12 protein-coding genes are annotated in these 16126 nt (G+C 51.4%); 1 reads left to right on the top strand and 11 read right to left on the bottom strand.

The annotated features are described in order from the left end of the window. Window positions 1–357: 357 nt before the first annotated feature. The 7 genes from ACKI3C_RS08275 to ACKI3C_RS08245 form a co-directional block, all read right to left on the bottom strand. Entirely contained in the window at window positions 358–2298 is a 1941-nt protein-coding gene (locus ACKI3C_RS08275) for a transglycosylase SLT domain-containing protein (protein WP_407403927.1), read from the bottom strand. Between the two features lie 34 nt (window positions 2299–2332). Further along, complete coding sequence (locus ACKI3C_RS08270; protein WP_407403925.1) at window positions 2333–3151, bottom strand: DUF5683 domain-containing protein; 819 nt, start codon at window positions 3149–3151, stop codon at window positions 2333–2335. Between the two features lie 58 nt (window positions 3152–3209). Beyond that, window positions 3210–4097, bottom strand: a complete 888-nt coding sequence (locus ACKI3C_RS08265) for a ParB/RepB/Spo0J family partition protein (protein WP_407403923.1) — start codon at window positions 4095–4097, stop codon at window positions 3210–3212. 9 nt (window positions 4098–4106) lie between these two features. After that, on the bottom strand, window positions 4107–4883 hold the full coding sequence (locus ACKI3C_RS08260; protein ID WP_407403921.1) for a ParA family protein: 777 nt from the start codon (window positions 4881–4883) through the stop codon (window positions 4107–4109). Between the two features lie 341 nt (window positions 4884–5224). After that, window positions 5225–5698, bottom strand: coding sequence for a GxxExxY protein (locus tag ACKI3C_RS08255; RefSeq protein ID WP_407403919.1), 474 nt, complete (start codon window positions 5696–5698; stop codon window positions 5225–5227). A gap of 377 nt (window positions 5699–6075) precedes the next feature. Beyond that, on the bottom strand, window positions 6076–8046 hold the full coding sequence (gene gyrB / locus ACKI3C_RS08250) for a DNA topoisomerase (ATP-hydrolyzing) subunit B (RefSeq protein WP_407403917.1): 1971 nt from the start codon (window positions 8044–8046) through the stop codon (window positions 6076–6078). A gap of 289 nt (window positions 8047–8335) precedes the next feature. Further along, the gene (locus ACKI3C_RS08245) at window positions 8336–9907 is read right to left on the bottom strand and encodes a CotH kinase family protein (protein WP_407403915.1); all 1572 of its coding nucleotides are present in this window, start codon (window positions 9905–9907) and stop codon (window positions 8336–8338) included. A gap of 96 nt (window positions 9908–10003) precedes the next feature. Here ACKI3C_RS08245 and ACKI3C_RS08240 point away from each other — a divergent pair, with 96 nt between their 5' ends. Beyond that, window positions 10004–11380 (top strand): methyltransferase RsmF C-terminal domain-like protein, encoded by a 1377-nt coding sequence (locus ACKI3C_RS08240; RefSeq protein ID WP_407403913.1) that lies wholly within the window; start codon window positions 10004–10006, stop codon window positions 11378–11380. 12 nt (window positions 11381–11392) lie between these two features. Here ACKI3C_RS08240 and ACKI3C_RS08235 read toward each other — a convergent pair whose 3' ends face one another. The 4 genes from ACKI3C_RS08235 to ACKI3C_RS08220 form a co-directional block, all read right to left on the bottom strand. After that, window positions 11393–12427: a Fic family protein gene (locus ACKI3C_RS08235; RefSeq protein WP_407403911.1), complete on the bottom strand. Its 1035-nt coding sequence runs from the start codon at window positions 12425–12427 to the stop codon at window positions 11393–11395. Between the two features lie 136 nt (window positions 12428–12563). Continuing rightward, on the bottom strand, window positions 12564–12731 hold the full coding sequence (locus ACKI3C_RS08230; RefSeq protein WP_407403909.1) for a dockerin type I domain-containing protein: 168 nt from the start codon (window positions 12729–12731) through the stop codon (window positions 12564–12566). A 312-nt stretch (window positions 12732–13043) separates the two neighbouring features. Then, window positions 13044–13280, bottom strand: a complete 237-nt coding sequence (locus ACKI3C_RS08225; RefSeq protein ID WP_407403907.1) for a hypothetical protein — start codon at window positions 13278–13280, stop codon at window positions 13044–13046. Between the two features lie 260 nt (window positions 13281–13540). Next, on the bottom strand, window positions 13541–15760 hold the full coding sequence (locus ACKI3C_RS08220; RefSeq protein WP_407403905.1) for a M6 family metalloprotease domain-containing protein: 2220 nt from the start codon (window positions 15758–15760) through the stop codon (window positions 13541–13543). Window positions 15761–16126 lie beyond the last annotated feature (366 nt).

Genomic DNA, 16126 nt, shown 5'->3' with positions numbered 1-16126 from the left:
CCGATTAGCGTCCTACTGGACGCATCTGCTTGTTGATACTATACCCCCACCGCCACTTCGTTCGGCGGTGGGGGTTATTCAGGTATTGTCCTGCCGGACAATAAATTAGCAATATTTATTATCAAATGCTAAAGTTGAGTTGTTAATATATTTTCAATTAAAAAAATTCATTGAGATCAGCGCGGGGAGTTCCATTGCTGTATCGTGCAAAAAAAGTTTGTAGTTACAATATCAAAAAACCGCAGTTACACAGATGGAAGTATATGACAAACCGTACTGATGAAAAGAGCAACAGATTTCGCTGGTAATAACCTTGCGAAATCTGTTGCTTTTGTAGGGTATCCCGGTGAACGGGGATTATTTCTTCTTTTTCTTTGAAGTCTCTTTCTTGGTTTCTTTCTTTGACGATTTCTTTTTAGCAGGGATTTTGATGTTGTCGCCGGCCTTGATTTTGTCGCCTTTGAGGTTGTTGGCTTTCTGCAAGTCCGAAACTGAAACGCCAGCTTTCTCGGCGATCACGCTCAATGATTCACCCTTCTTGATGGTGTAGTCACCGCTCTTCACGCCATTGTCTTGCTTCTTCTTGTCTTTTTTCTTATCCTGTTTCTTGTCTTGCTTCTTTTCCTGTTTCTTCTTTTCTTGCTGCTTAGCCTGCTCGCTCTTGCTGCTGCGAGAGTGGCTGTAGGTCTGCTCGCGTGTTTCCTTCACGCCCTTGTTGGCATAGCGCTCGTTGCGGTTGCGCCACTGGTCGGCGTCCTCGGTCTTCTCCACCTTGGGAGCAACTTTCTCGGGAGTTTTCTCGGTCTCCTCGACGGTCACGCGGCGAGATTTCTTGGGAGCATTCTTGGCTTCTTGCTCGATGCGCTGCACCTCGGCTATCTGCTCGTTCTCGAGTTCCTCGGCCGAGGGTTGAACGTCCTCGTTGTGAACCACCTTGATGTCATTGCTTGTAGTCTCGGCTGCTTGCTGCGGGCGATCCTGGTAAACCTTCACGCGCTTGTTGGTCTGCACCTTGAGCACCTTGCCAGCTTTCAGCTTGCCGCTCACACCGCCGTTCATCGACATCAGGGTAGATTTGCTCATGCCATACATCGATGCGATTTTTGACAGGTTCTCGCCCTTGCGCACCTTGTGGTAAGAGGTCACAGTCTTGGTTTCCCATGTGTAGGGGCGGTCATCGCCGCCACCGCTGGTCACGCCTGCGGGCTCAACTACGCCGCGCTGCGCATAGAGGTCGCTGCGGTAGCTGTAGATGCTGTCGGCGCTCATGATGAAGCTATATACCTGTGTCGATGGCAGGATGAGCTGATAAGTGCGCTCGGCGCTGCCGGGAATCACGTCGGCACGGAACTGCGGGTTGAGGGCACGGAGTTCCTCGATGGGCATGTTGAGCACCTTGGAGATCTGGTTGAAGTGCACGCGGCGGTTCACGCCCACGGTGTCAGTGATAAGCGGTTTTTTAGCCAGACTGGGGCTGATGTTGTGCTTCTTGAAATAGGTCATCACATAGTTGGCAGCGATGAACGCAGGCACATATCCGCGGGTCTCCTTGGGCAGGTAGGGATACACTTCCCAGAAGTCCTTGTTCTCGCCACCAGCACGGCGCAGCGCCTTGTTCACGTTGCCGGGACCGCAGTTATAGGCAGCAATGGCCAGCGACCAGTCGTTGTAGATGTTGTAAAGGTTCTTGAGCAGCACGGCGGCCTTCTCGCTAGAGCGGTAGGGGTCGCGGCGCTCATCTACAAGAGAGTTCACCTCGAGGCCCAATCCCTTGCCGGTGCCCACCATGAACTGCCACAGTCCGGCAGCGCCCACGGGCGACACCGCGTTGGGATTCATGGCACTCTCAATCACGGGGAGGTATTTGAGCTCCATGGGCACGCCTTCCTTCTCGAGCGCCTGCTCGAAGATGGGCATGTAGTAGAGGCTCATTCCCAGCATCTCCTCCACGAGGGTGCGGTTGCGCTTCACGTAGCGCTCAATGTAGGAGCGCACAATCTGGTTATAAGGCATCTCGATGCTGGTGGGCATGGCCTGGAGGCGGCGTATGTACTCCTCGTCGCTCACGGTGCCAGCGTCCTTGCTCTCAACCTCGGCGTCGAGCACAGCATAGTTCTGGAGATACCAGTTCTTCATCATCTCGCGTGTATCGGTCTCGAAACTTGCGGGATAGACGATGTCGTTATCCACGATTGTGTCTTTGACCGACAGGATAGTATTGCGTCGCGGAGCCGCTATCGACGTGACTGCGGTGAGCGCACACAGCAATACTATAAGTTTTGTTCGTAATGTTATCATCTTTTTAGTGTATATATTCTTAATTCAGTATAATTCAAAAGTTTATCGAGCATTGCACGCCCACCGACGGAGTGCGCGTTGCCATGTAGTCGCCATCGACCAGCGTGGGTGCGACCTTCATGCTCAGGTCGGGCGAGATGTCGAAATGCGCCAGCGATGCGTCAACATAGGCATCAATGATGCTCAACGCATACACGCCCACCATCGAGAGGATGCAGATGTCGCGGTAGCGGCGGTAGTAGTCCTTCTTGTGCTTGAGGGCCTTCTTGAGCCACTCCATGTCGATGCTGCTCTCCTTGTAGTTGGGCGGATAGAAGTTCATGTAGCTGCGGGTCTCGGGGTCGTTGTCCATAGCGTCGCGATAGGCCCGGGAATAGTCTTGCAGCATGCGGTTGTTCCACGCCGTGCCGTAGGTCAGTCCCACAAACGCGCCCACCACAATGGGCAGTTTCCAGTAGCGGCGGTTATAGATCTGTCCCAGTCCCGGACACAGGGCGCTCATCCACAATGCCGTGTTAGGGTCGGGGTTAAATTCCCTTTTCTTACCCATTGCTGCCACGGCAGTGCTATCGGTGAGCGTGAGCACTTCCATACCCTTGAGCACGCCAGTGGTGTCGGCGGCAGCAATCTGCAACGTGTCGCCTTCCACATTCACCACCTTAACCATAGTCTCGCCTGTGCTCTCGGTCCGTTTTGCTGGGGTCACAGCAGTGCGGCGATGGCGCACCGGGACGGCAGGCACACTGTCGGCGCCCAACTCGGCCTCGACCGGGTGAGCATCAACAGCAATGCACAGGCACAGCGACAAAGCGATGCCCAGCAGACGCAGCAGGTGGTTAGACGTTAATCTCATACACAGTACTATGGGTCTCTCCTGCCACGCATCGGGCTGGAGAAACCTCATCAATATATTATTTTAATGTGTCAAAGATACTAATAATTTTGTTAAGTTCGGCCTCGTCCTTGAAGGGGAATGTTATTTTTCCTTTACCGTGGGCGTCGCACGTGAACTTGACGGGAACGCCAAATGAGCCCGAAAGATGCTTGCGCAGCACCTCGTAATCCTTTGACGACATGGTTTTTGCCTTGCCAGCAGCAGCAACGGCACCGTCCTTGTCACCCTCGCGGTAGTTCTTCACGAGCTGCTCGACCTGACGCACCGATAAACCATTTTTTAATATCTCATTATATAATTTTAACTGCACCGAAGCCTTGTCGATCGACAGCAGAGCGCGTGCGTGCCCCATGTCGAGAGCCTTGTCGCGCAGTCCCAGCTGCACCTCGGCGGGCAGTTTGAGCAGTCGCAGGAAGTTGGCTATGGTGGCGCGGTTCTTGCCTATGCGCTCGCTCAGACGCTCCTGGGTGAGATTATACTGGTCGATGAGTTTGCGGAATGTGAGCGCAATCTCGATAGCGTTGAGATCCTCACGCTGGATGTTCTCGATGAGTGCCATCTCGGTGAGCTCGGCATCGTTCACAGTGCGCACATAGGCCGGCACGCTTTCAAGCCCCGCCAGTTTAGCCGCGCGGTAACGACGCTCGCCCGAGATGATCTGGTAAGCGTTGGGGCCCATGCTGCGCAGCGTGAGGGGCTGGATGATGCCCAGCTCGCGTATCGACACTGCCAGTTCCTCGAGCGCAGTCTCGTCAAACGAGGTGCGAGGCTGGTCGGGGTTGGGCGATATTTGTGATATTGCAATTTCGTTGATTGCCGACGAGCCGCCGGTCTGCACATCGTCCATCGAGATGAGCGAGTCAAGACCGCGCCCCAGGGCGTTACGTTTTTTTGTTACAGGCATAAATTACTGTTATTTAGCGTTCTTGCGGTTCTTGGCGATGAGTTCCTTGGCCAGCTGCATGTGACTTGTGGCACCGCGGCTTGACGGGTCATACAATATTGCGGGCAGGCCATGGCTAGGCGCCTCGCTCAGACGTATGTTGCGCGGTATCACCGTGGTGAACACCATGTCGCCAAAGTGGTTCTTTAATTCTTCGTAGATCTGGTTGGCCAATCGCAGACGGGCATCATACATCGTGAGCAGGAAGCCCTCGATGCTGAGTGCAGGGTTGAGTTTAGACTTGATGATGCGCACGGTGTTGAGCAGCTTGCTGATTCCCTCAAGTGCAAAATACTCGGCTTGCACGGGAATGATGACGCTGTCGGCTGCTGTGAGTGCGTTCACGGTGATCACGCCCAGCGAGGGGCTGCAATCGATGAGGATGTAGTCATAGTCATCCTTGACGCCTGCAATGGCGTTGCGCAGTGTGTTGTCGCGGTCTTGCTTGTTGATAAGCTCCAACTCTGCTCCCACGAGGTCGATGCGCGAGCCCACGATGTCAAGTTTCTCGACACATGTGCTCACCGCAGCGCTGCGCATGGGATAGTCGTCCACCAGGCACTCATAGATAGAAGAGGTCATCTGCTTGGGGTCAACACCGAGGCCCGATGTGGCATTGGCCTGGGGGTCGGCATCGATGAGAAGGACCTTTTTCTTGTGCATGGCAAGCGACGCTGCCAGGTTGATAGCGGTGGTGGTTTTGCCCACACCACCCTTTTGGTTTGCTATAGCTATTGTTTTTCCCATAAAATTGAAAAATGTTTCACGGTGCAAAGGAATAGTTTTTTATGCAAATAACCTAAAAATCAGGCTTAAAATTAGGAAAATTGTTGATAACTCACCATAATTGTTAATAACTTCACCCCGTGGAACACTTATTAACAACCAAACCACCACACACAACTTCTCCGAAATCCATAAAAAAAACAGAAATAACCCCTTCGGATAAAATGACTCTGCAAGATTAGCGATTACGTTGATAGCCACCAGATGAAATGCAAGCATTTCACTGCTACCTATCAACGTAATCGCACAGCACTGCGTGCTGTCATTTTAACCGAAGGTAAAAAACAATAAAAACAACTAGTCTAAAAGGCAAAAATTTTCTGTTGTTCAGGGTCGTAGTAATACCGCTCGCACTGGTCCATAACAGGAGCAAAATTATATAGAATGCCAATACGCACACCCGTGAGTCTCATATAATTCCATAATTGTTGGCGTTGCTCTTTGCCCAACGACTCAATTGCCTTACATTCTATAAAAACCTTGTCGTTTATAAAGAAATCGACATAGTGTTTGTGCTTTATTCGTTGTCCATGATATTCGACCGAGAAATAGTATTCTTTTTTTATATTCTCTTTATTATACCCATGTTCTTTCAAACAAATTTCAAGAGCCTCCTGATACATATACTCATTCAACCATGGTCCCATTTCACGATGCACTTGTTGACAACAACCGATAATTTCATAACAATATTTCCTCAGTTGTGAACAAAGTTCGAGGTTAGTGTCGGCAAGTTTCCAAACATTGCGTACTATCTGATCAAATGCATATTCCATAAGTTACTCATATTAATTGGTTTATACTATAACAACGCTGATAGGTTGGCAAATATTGTTCAAGGCGAGCCTGTTTCGGTATCTCCGGTGGTCTAGACCATCAGTTTCGAAGCAGTGAACGACTTGTTGTTTTTATTGTTTTTTACCTTCGGTTAAAATAATAGCACGCAGTGCTATGCATGTGAGTGGATAGATGGCAGTGAAATGCTTGCATTTCATCTGACGCCTATCCACTCACATGCAGCCCGACATGGGTGTTTTAACCGAAGGGGTTATTTTTGTTTTTTTTCTCCCTTCCACTACCCTGGGTGAGAAAAAAAATCCACGGTCCGGGGTATGGACCGTGGATGCTTGTATATCCGTGTGGATTGTTTCGATTATGTGTCGAGGGTTGCGTAGGTTGCGTTTTCCTCGATGAACTTGCGGCGGGGTTCCACTTCCTCACCCATGAGCATTGAGAAGATGCGGTCGGCCTCAACTGCGTCACTGATGTTGACACGCTTGAGCAGGCGCTTCTCGGGATCCATTGTAGTTTCCCACAGCTGCTCGGCATTCATCTCACCGAGACCTTTGTATCGCTGAATCTTGACCTGGTCCTCGTTGCCGGCTGCATAGCTGTCGATGAAACTGCGCAGCTGCATGTCGTTCCAGCAATATTCCTCGTGGTTGCCCTTTGTGGCCTTGTAGAGCGGCGGTGTTGCAATGTAGAGGTAGCCGTTCTCGATGATGGGACGAATGTGACGGAAGAAGAATGTCATGAGCAGTGTCGCGATGTGAGCACCATCGACATCGGCATCGGTCATGATGATGACGCGGTGGTAACGCAAGCGGCTCAAGTTGGGCTCCTTGGGATCTTCATCAGTGCCGATGGTCACGCCCAGCGCACGGAAAAGTGTAACGATTGAGTCGCTCTCAAAGATCTTGTGTTCAAGCGCTTTCTCTACGTTGAGAATCTTACCGCGCAAGGGGAGTATGGCCTGGAACTGACGGTCACGGCCCTGCTTTGCCGATCCACCCGCCGAGTCTCCCTCGACGATGAAGAGCTCGGTCAACGCGGGATCCTTCGACGAGCAGTCGGTGAGCTTGCCTGGCAGGCCGCCGCCAGCCAGGGGCGACTTGCGTGTCACCTTGAGGCGGGCATTCTCGGCAGCATGGCGTGCTGTGGCTGCAAGGATGATTTTCTCGACAATAGACTTGGCCTGAGTGGGATGCTCCTCGAGGTAGTTTTTGAGAGCCTCGCGAACGCTTACCTCAACGGCACCTATCGCCTCGGTGTTACCGAGTTTGGTCTTGGTCTGACCCTCAAACTGGGGTTCCAGCACCTTAACCGAAACCACGGCGGTGAGCCCCTGGCGGAAATCCTCGGGCTTAACCTCTACCTTCACCTTCTCGAGCATACGGCTGTCCTCGGCATACTTCTTGAGCGTAGCGCCAAGGCCGCGGCGGAAACCGGTGAGGTGTGTACCGCCCTCGATGGTGTTGATGTTGTTGACATAAGAACTGATGTTCTCGTTGAAAGATGTGTTATAGGTCATCGCAACCTCAACGGGGATTTCGCCCTTGTTGTTGCTGATGTGGATCACGTCGTTGATGAGCGGTTCTTTGTTGGCGTCAATATAGCGAACAAAGTCGTCGAGACCTGTTTGGCTGAAGTATTCCTCGGTGTGGGGAACGCCATCCTCGCCGGTGTTGCGCAGGTCGGTGAGGGTGAGCTTCACGCCAGCGTTGAGGAACGCCAGGTCGCGCAGTCGCTTAGCGAGCAGGTCAAACTGATATATTGTTTCCTGGAAGATGTTAGCATCGGGGTGGAATATCACGGTGGTGCCGTGCTCTTCCTCGGTGCAGTCGCCAATGACGGTGACAGGACCTTTGGGCTTGCCTATTGAGTATTCCTGCATATAGACCTTGCCGCCGCGGCGCACCTCGGCACGCAGGTAGTCGCTCAACGCGTTGACGCAGCTCACGCCCACGCCATGCAGACCGCCAGACACCTTGTAAGAGCCCTTGTCAAACTTACCTCCGGCATGGAGCACGGTCATAACAACCTCAAGAGCGCTCTTGTGGAGTTTCTCGTGCTCATCGACAGGGATACCGCGTCCGTTGTCGCGCACGGTGATAGAGTCATCCACACCGATGGTAACGTTGATTGTGTCGCAATATCCTGCGAGCGCCTCATCGATAGAGTTGTCCACAACCTCGCTCACGAGGTGGTGGAGACCCTTGATGTGGGTGTCACCGATGTACATTGAGGGGCGCTTGCGCACTGCTTCAAGGCCTTCGAGCACCTGGATGTTCGACGCTGAATACTGTTTTTCTTCTTGTCCTTCGATATTATAATCTTCTGCCATAAAAAGTATGTTTTCTATAGTTTTTTAGCCTCTGGGCAACCGTAAAAAATGTTTCTCGCCCAAAAACATACAAAATTACTAAAAAAAACGCATATAATAAAATTTTAAAGCACAAAAAATGGTTAAAAGAATGGGTGCGCCCTATAAGAACGCTGCGCATTATGATTCCAAGAACCACTGTGTAACTTTTCTTGGAATCTTATAGGGTGCAGCCCGTTCTTGAAATCAAGTTGAGGTAGGGACGACACTCTACCAAAGCGCATTTTGACACACCCTCGTTCTTGACAACTTAAAAAGCAGCGTTCTTGATTGCCGCTGCCTTGACGCGGAAGAAGTTGTTGTCGCGCGAGTCTTCGAGCAGGCGGTACTCGCCGTGGTTGCCCCATGACGCAGGACGATCCTCGATGATCATGTCCTCGCCGGTGTCGTTGCTCACGTAGGGCGATATTTTCTCTTGCCATGCACGGATGCGTGATGTGGCACTGTTGTAGTGCATCATACCGCCGGACTGGTCCACAAGTTCCTGAAGATACTGCAAATACTTTTCCTTATACTCGGGGATACCGAGAATGCGCGATGTGAGCAAATTGCTGTCATAACCCCATTTGAGAGGATCCTGGCGGCCCGAGTCATGCTGCACGCCGCAGTCCGAACTGGTGCCCAGGGTGTTGTCATAGTCATAGGGAATCATGTAAACCTTGTAGTCGGTAATATCCTCGGTGGTAAAGTAGAGGTAAAAGTTGTTGCCGTTGTTCCAGTAGTCGTCCCACATGCCCACAGCCACGTTCACGGCCAGAGTGCGCAGGAACAGGTCCACGTCGCACACCTGGGCAATCCACGTCTTGAAGCTGGCGTCGCTCTTGCCGGCGAGCTTGAGCTGGAAGTCGATGAACTGCTGCTTGGCGTTGTCAAAGTTTGCGATGTTGGTCTGCAAAGTGTAGGTATGGCTGTCGTCGCTGTCGTCGTCGGCATAGTAGTCCTTGCGATAGGGGTCGGTGAGCGAGGCGGGGCTGCCGGCATACTTGCATTTCCACAAGTTGCCCTTGTCCGAGCCAAACATATCAGCGCCGTCGCGTTGCTTCAAGTAGTTCTTGTCAACCGGCTCAATCATCTCATACACGCCCAGATAAGCCTCCTTGCTGTCGCCCTCCACGTGCAGCCATAGGCGGCAGTAGTTAGAGCGCGAAGCGGTCCACACGCCATAGTCGCGGAAGAGGTTGTAGCAGAAGAGCTCACGCACATAGGCAGGGTCGTCCTTGAACCACTTGAGGTGCATCTTGTGCACGCCATGCACGTCGTGCTCCTTGTCATCGACCCACTTGTGCATATTTATGCCGAAGTGCACATGGTGCCAGTCGGTGTTGCCGGCATGGTGATCCTGTCCCGTCCACCCCTCGGGGCGACGGCGAGAGGTGTTGCCCTTGAGGCGAAGACCCACCTCGTCAACAGCGAAGTTCTCGCCCGCCATGTTGAAGTTCATGTCGGCAACGATATACTGCTTGGTCTTGTTGTTAGAATCATAGAGGCGGAGCAAGCGATTCCACTCGTCGAGCGACACATAGAGGCGAATCTCGGGCAACTCGTCCATGTTCCACACCCAGTCAACGTTAGTGCGCACCAGTTCCATGTGGCCCGAGAGCACATAGTTGACCACAGTGTTGACGTCAACGATGTCAACAACGCCATCGCCGTTCACGTCGGCATCATCATCGTCCAGAGAGTTCAAGGCAGAGTTCACAGCCTTGTTGACATCAGTAATATCAACCGAATTGTCGCGATTAACATCGCCGCGGTAGTAAACCTTGGCCTGCACGGCCGTAGTAATAGCCAGCATGGCTATGAGTGTGAGTAAGTAACGCATATTGCAGTATTGCTTGTTTCTAAATCTTCGCAAAGATACAAAAAATATCCAAAATGTTAAAACCAAGTGCAATAATTGTTGTAACTTTGCATCACTATGCAACTACCCGAATTGTTTATCAGCCAAGTGGAGCAGTTGTTCCCTGGCGAGAGCGCAGCGATGCTGCAAGCCATAGGAGAGACAAGTCCCAGCGTGAGCGTGCGCGTCAACGTGCAGCGCCATGCCAGTGTGCCCGCAGGGGTGCAGCGTGTGCCCTGGTGCGAGGCCGGTTTCTACTGCGACGAGCGGCCGCAGTTCACCTTCGACCCATTATGGCACTCGGGCATGTACTACGTGCAGGACGCGTCATCGATGTTCATCCACCACGTCATTCGCTCGCTGGTCAAGGAACCGGTGCGCTACCTCGACCTGTGTGCCGCTCCCGGCGGCAAGACCACCGCAGCCTTGCAGGCACTGCCGCAGGGGTCGATCGTGGTGGCCAACGAGATCGTGGTGTCGCGCGCCCGCGTGCTCGCCGACAACGTGAGCCGTTGGGGCAACCCGTTCAGCGCCGTCACATGCTGTGCTCCGCGCGACCTGGGACGGCTCTCGCACACCTTTGACGTCATCGCTGCCGATGTGCCGTGCAGCGGAGAGGGAATGTTTCGCAAGGACGACGAGGCAGTAAGCCAGTGGTCGCCCGCACTAGTGGAGCAATGCGCCGAGCGGCAGCGCGGCATCGTTGCCGACGTGTGGAACGCCCTGCGTCCAGGAGGACTGTTCATATACAGCACTTGCACATTTAATGCCGAGGAAAACGAACACATGATTGAGCACATCATTGAGGAATATGGAGCCGAGCCCGTAGCCGTGGACGTGGACCCCGGCTGGCCCGTTCACGCCGCGGTGGATTCTACCCTGCCCTGCTACCGCTTCCTGCCCCACCTCACCCGTGGCGAGGGCCTGTTCATGGCTGTGCTGCGCAAACCCGCCGACGAGCACCTGCGTGCCGCCAAGCCCAAGAAAGGCAACGCGCCCAAGCGCACCGATGCGCCGCGCACCATCAAGCAGTGGCTCGAGAATGAGAAAGAATATCAGGTAACCATCGCCGAGGGCACTGTGACAGCCGTGCCGCGCGAGCACGCCCCGCTCATCGACATGCTTGCCGCCTCATGCAACCTGATGCAGGCAGGAGTGACAATGGGCACAGTCAAGGGCAAGAACTGCGTGCCTGCCCACTCGCTCGCACAGAGCAGCGCGCTGGCAGCAGGTGCATTCCCTGTTGTGGAACTGGACTATGCAGGAGCAATCAGCTACCTGCGTGGCGAGGCCATCACGGTAGATGCTCCGCGCCGATATGTAATCGTGACATTCAACGGCGCTCACCTGGGCTGGGTCAACAACCTAGGGAACCGCGCCAACAACATGTACCCCAAGCCCCAGCGCATCCTCAGCACCCACACCCCCGAAGCCGCACCAAAGGTGATTGACTAATCTGAATTAATTTCAAAAATACTCTTTAACGGCAAATTCAAATTGGTCGATGAATATCTTCTTGAAAGCATACAGATTGTTTTGCTCGTAGAAAATTAGCATGGCCTTTTTGTAATCTATCGAATCTACCGAGCGGAAACTGAGAGGACAATAACCGTTTGCTATCAGCAAAGCATTACTTGTAATGCGCGCAGTGCGCTTGTTGCCATCCGAAAAGGCCTGGATATAAGAGAGTAACAAGAGGGTTATCAATGCTTTTTCAAACACATCGTCCTTGGCATTTACGATACCACACATGTCGTGCATGGCTTCCCTAATTTGGAATTCATTATCAAGCGGACGATAACGCGTGCCAGTTATACCAACACGCCGATGACGTATTCCCTTATCCACCGAGAGGTCATCGGTAAGCAATGAGTGTATATCTTCAATGTGACTCACAGTCAATTCTTGCAAATAGTCAGGATTGTCAAGTATGAAACGAAGTGCATGCTTGTGATTAAGTAACATGACAGCTTCTTCGCGTGTTTTGCCATCAGCAGCTTGACTTTCACGCAGAAGATGTTCTGTTTCAAGCAGCGAGTAAGTATTACCTTCAATTTGCGAAGATTTCCAACTAAGGTCAATGCCTAGACGCTCCATCTCCTTGTTATACTCATTCCGAGTCATCTCTTTCACGTGTTGGCGAAACTCCTTTTGTAGCCCATTTAGGTGCGCACGTTCTTCATCAGTAAAAAGAGAAACACTTGGAATTTGTTCACGAATCAATTCAAAATTGAATGACGTCTGCATTTTTCGTTCGTCTACGTCTTGAGCAAAATAGGTATCAAGATTAAGTGGCATAAGGAGATGCGCTTGTGCCGACAAACGGTAACGAGTTGCTCGTGCCTTACCTTCAACAATGATGTCTCCGCTCTTTATCAGCTCAGCAACAAGTCGCTTGATAGTAGCATCGCTATATCCTGTCAATGTACCGCTGGCAATCTCACTACGAGTCGACAACGGATTAAAATGTAAGAACTGAAGTATTTCTCTTGAAGCGTCCATGTATTTTGTAATAATCGGTGCAAATTTAGCTGTTTTTTTGGATTATCGGCTCACGATGAGCCGATAATTAGCCATTTTTTATGTTTTTTGAGCCGATTCTTTATCTTGAACACTTTTGACAGGGATTAAGGCAGGGCTACTTCCCCAGGATGAGGTTGAGCAGCAGGTTGACGTCGGTGATGTCGATGACGTAGTCCTCATTTATGTCGGCATTGCCTTCAATCTCCTTGGCATCGGTTTTGCCTAGTACTATGTTGATGAGGATGTTTACATCAGTGATATCAACCAGGCCGTCGCCGTTCACATCACCATCATATATATGGCTGTTGGGGTCGGTGCCGTTCGCTCACCTGAAAAGAAATATCATAAAGTTGTGACGATTCAGCAATAGAATTTTGCAGAGTCCTCGCCCAGACCTTATGAAAAAAATCAGTGAGTTCAGTGAGATCTGCGCGGGGAGTTCTATACAATGGATTTGGAAATTCTGTTCAAATAGTTTTTCACCAATGACAGTAACAATACTTCAGGAGGCAACCCGCTATGGATTGCCTCCTGTTTTTATCCAGAGGAAATGTCTTGATTTCCTTTCGTTACACACTTTTTTTCAGTGGCAGCTTTACTTTGCCTCTTCGGCTTTCGCGTTCTGTGCGTCGGTTGCCTGTGCCTCATCGGCGGGAGCGTCCTTCTTGAGGCTATCGCCTTCCTGGGCGTTGTCCTTAACATCGATAGAGTCGCCGCCAGCTGCGTTCTCTACAACAGCCTGTTCTTCCTGGTTAGAACCGTTTTGGTCGTGTACGCATGATGCGAATGATACACCGAGAACGATTGCGAATAAATAAACTAACTTCTTCATAATACAAAAATTTTAAATAAAACATATTTTAATTAACTTGTAACCTCACATCCGTTTACCGGTTGCTTTGTGATTACGGCGCAAAGGTATAACGTCTTCCGGAAATGTGGTTTGATTTTCACTCACTCTTGTATGAACTGTCAATCCTGTTGTATGAAAACGGCGTTTTGGGCGTGAAAACCCTGAAAAAAAAACAATCGTCCCCTTCCTGCTCAGGAAGAGGACGATGTGTGTATCTATCTCCGGCTATCGGTCGATGCCTAGTTTTGCAGCATGATGTTGATGATGCCGCTCATGTCTTCCACATCTACCTTGCCGTCGCCATTCACGTCGGCACGGCCATCAAAGCGTGCGGCATCTACCAAGCCCAGAACAATGTTGATGACTGTATTCATGTCGTCCACGTCAACAATGCCGTCGCCGTTCACGTCACCCTTGACAGCGGGCTTGATTTCGTGTTGTTGGCCGTCGTAGAACAGCTTCAGGTCATCAAGGAAACATCCGTTGGTCTTGCTACCCGATGTCGTGTTGATCCTGAAACGAACAGGGCACGAATAAGAAATAGACCACATCAATGTTGTCGTTGAGCCCAAGGTTGCCGTTTGGTCGCCAGTGATTGCTGTCCATGTATTACCGCCATCGACCGATGCGCTCAATCGGAATTTTGAGTCGGCAGTAGTGGGATTGACCACTGTAGCCTCCACTCTGTAAATATCATCGCAATACACATCGCTGGTCATCGTTGCCACGCCGCTGCTCAATGTGCTCAATGCTTGTGTGCCGTTGCAGTTTCCTGCGCCAGGAGCGACAATCTTGTCCCTGCTGAGCGTCCATGTAGCGAAGTTGCCAGGAACATCATAAGAAGTGGTGCTTGTGGAAAGTGGCATTTTCTCAAAGTCCTCAACGAGACATTGCAATACTCCTGCCTGGGCGATGTCAAACTCTATGACTCCATTTCTCTCAACGATTTTGTTAATCATGAAATCATTATCCTTGCCAGCCCATGTCTTGAGGCTGGGCTTGGTGGTGTTGCTCACTGTGACAATGTTCTTTGTGCCAGGGAACGGGTCGCTGGCAAGGTCGCCAGAGGTGGTGTTTCCAGCGCGAAGAAGCTCATAGTAGTTATGGTTAGAATTGTTGTTCACCGTGTTGTTGGTCCAAGGTGTAGTGCTTGTTGAGTCAACACGCGCAATGATCATGCCGTGTCCGGGCAGGTAGAGGTCCCAGCGGGTCTTCTGGCGGTTGTCCATGATGAAGTATTCCCTGTTTACCGGAGACTTGAGGATATAGCCTTCATTGCTCATCACCGGGTTGAGGGTGTAGTGCCCGGGCTTGGTGATAACCGTGGGCTTAGCAAATCCCATTGAATAACGCTCAAAGATAGTATATCCGCAGGGAGTGCGTCCGCTGTTGAACGAACCGCCGCCAGCCATGATGTCCCATTCGTTGGGGTCGTGGCTCTGGCCGCCTGTCTCATAGTTGGCGTCATACAGGTCGGGGAAACCCATCACATGAGAGAACTCATGCACCATGGTGCCTATGCCCTCAACGGTGAGGCTGCTGGGCATGTCGCTCCAACCGTAGATCTCGGTCGAACATGCGTATGTGCCGAATCGCTTGCCATCGTAGGTGGGTGAAGACCAACCCAGCGACGACTGGTGAGGCCACAGCAGGCGTGAGTTATTGCCAGCAAAGCTTGACGACATACCGGCTGCCTGGAAGAACACCATGTCAACGACACCGTTGTTGTCCATGTCATACTTCGAGAAATCTACGCCCTGCGCTTCGGCAGCAGCCAGCGCTGCTTTGAAGATTGTTGTCGCATAGGTGGTTTGGTTAACGTATGTGCTTGAATAATTGATGTTCACCGGGCCTATCACGTCAAACTCGGGGTCAAACATGCCGTTGCTGTTCTCCGAGAAATAGTCACGCATACTGCCAGTGCACGGCACACGGCGGCCGCTACCGTCGGTATATCCGGTAAATCCCTTGGTGTTGACCATGTCGTTGTAGAACGCATTGGGGTTGGTCATCGAGAACTTCACGTCGGAGAAGTTGATGAGGATGATGAGTCCGCGGAACTTCGAGAAGTTGATAGGAGCCTTGGCTGCGGGGGCGTCACGCTTAACGCGTTTAGCCTCGCCCTGGGCATGCTCCACGCGGTCGGTCATGTAGGTGGTCACGCTCTGCAGGAATGCTTTCTCTGCAACGGTGCGCTCTGCCACCTGGCGAGCCTTGACGCCGCTGGCTTTGAGCTGGTTGTCCTCGCGCACTGCATATTCATATACACCTGCCGCATTCTTGACCACGGTGTAACCGTCAACGGTAGTGTTGAAGTTGTAGAACTCGTCGCCGATGAGACGTATGGTGAGCTTTGTTCCATCAGGCTGTGTGATAGTCGAGTGCTCGCGATGAGCCGGAATTGCCATTGCGCTCACGGCAATGAACAACATCACAATAAGGGTTAAGAATTTTCTCATATTATTTCTTTTTTTTTGGTTTTTCTATCAAACAATCTCCAAAAGTACTGATAAAATCTCGAATGTGCAAGAAAACACCCCGCAAATGCATTAAATTTATTACAGGTGGGTTCTATTAATTCTGAGAAAAGTTTATTATTTATTTCGGTCGCTTTTGAGCCTGTTTTGGTATCTCCGACGGTCTCGACCATCGGTTACGATGCAGTGTAACGACTCTGTCGTTGTCATATAATCTACTCAAAACATATCTCAAAATCGCCTCGACATAATTAATAGAACCCACCTACAAAGCCCCCCCACCTACTTCTCCCACAGGCACAGAGATATATTTCCCTCTCGGGGAACTCGGGGAGAATACAATAAAAA

Origin of the sequence: Sodaliphilus sp. (assembly GCF_045598405.1) — a bacterium.
Taxonomy (GTDB): Bacteria; Bacteroidota; Bacteroidia; order Bacteroidales; family Muribaculaceae; genus Sodaliphilus; species Sodaliphilus limicaballi.
This window is presented reverse-complemented; position numbering and strand designations above follow the sequence as displayed.

Coding starts and splice junctions, on each gene's coding strand:
- ACKI3C_RS08275 (WP_407403927.1), bottom strand. CDS start 2,298: ATGATAACATTACGAACAAAACTTATAGTATTGCTGTGTGCGCTCACC.
- ACKI3C_RS08270 (WP_407403925.1), bottom strand. CDS start 3,151: ATGAGATTAACGTCTAACCACCTGCTGCGTCTGCTGGGCATCGCTTTG.
- ACKI3C_RS08265 (WP_407403923.1), bottom strand. CDS start 4,097: ATGCCTGTAACAAAAAAACGTAACGCCCTGGGGCGCGGTCTTGACTCG.
- ACKI3C_RS08260 (WP_407403921.1), bottom strand. CDS start 4,883: ATGGGAAAAACAATAGCTATAGCAAACCAAAAGGGTGGTGTGGGCAAA.
- ACKI3C_RS08255 (WP_407403919.1), bottom strand. CDS start 5,698: ATGGAATATGCATTTGATCAGATAGTACGCAATGTTTGGAAACTTGCC.
- gyrB (WP_407403917.1), bottom strand. CDS start 8,046: ATGGCAGAAGATTATAATATCGAAGGACAAGAAGAAAAACAGTATTCA.
- ACKI3C_RS08245 (WP_407403915.1), bottom strand. CDS start 9,907: ATGCGTTACTTACTCACACTCATAGCCATGCTGGCTATTACTACGGCC.
- ACKI3C_RS08240 (WP_407403913.1), top strand. CDS start 10,004: ATGCAACTACCCGAATTGTTTATCAGCCAAGTGGAGCAGTTGTTCCCT.
- ACKI3C_RS08235 (WP_407403911.1), bottom strand. CDS start 12,427: ATGGACGCTTCAAGAGAAATACTTCAGTTCTTACATTTTAATCCGTTG.
- ACKI3C_RS08225 (WP_407403907.1), bottom strand. CDS start 13,280: ATGAAGAAGTTAGTTTATTTATTCGCAATCGTTCTCGGTGTATCATTC.
- ACKI3C_RS08220 (WP_407403905.1), bottom strand. CDS start 15,760: ATGAGAAAATTCTTAACCCTTATTGTGATGTTGTTCATTGCCGTGAGC.